Below are 357 nucleotides of genomic sequence, written 5' to 3'. Positions count from 1 at the left end.
CCTGCATCTTTGGCAGAGTCAGAGTAACCAATCATCACCTCATGTTTGCCTTGAATATGCTGTTTATACCAATGCATATTGAATAAGGTTGTCATGGTACTTGCAGCACCATCTAAATCCTTCAAGGTTTCAAATAATGGCACTACACGTAAGGGATGTTCAATTCCCGCTTCTTTTTGAAGTAACAGTACCGCCAATACATCACTCGGATATTCAGCCATCGAAATGATATAAGCACCTAAACTTTCTTTAGGCTGCTCTGCCAAAGTACGCATCGTAGCAAAGACTTCTTGAACATCAGGATGTTCAATCAGGCTATTGGCTGGCTCGTTTAAGTGTTTTGGTAATAATGGGCGC

At 41.5% G+C, this 357-nt stretch carries 1 protein-coding gene; it reads right to left on the bottom strand.

The genetic code is table 11. The features are described from left to right. Positions 1-357: phosphoenolpyruvate carboxylase (locus FLQ44_RS13630; RefSeq protein WP_147694820.1), on the bottom strand; the 357-nt coding region annotated here is incomplete at both ends.

This window comes from Vogesella mureinivorans (assembly GCF_007644035.1).
In the GTDB taxonomy this organism is placed as follows: Bacteria; Pseudomonadota; Gammaproteobacteria; order Burkholderiales; family Chromobacteriaceae; genus Vogesella; species Vogesella mureinivorans.
Note: the sequence above shows the minus strand (reverse complement) of the source record. Positions and strands in the feature narration are given on the sequence as shown.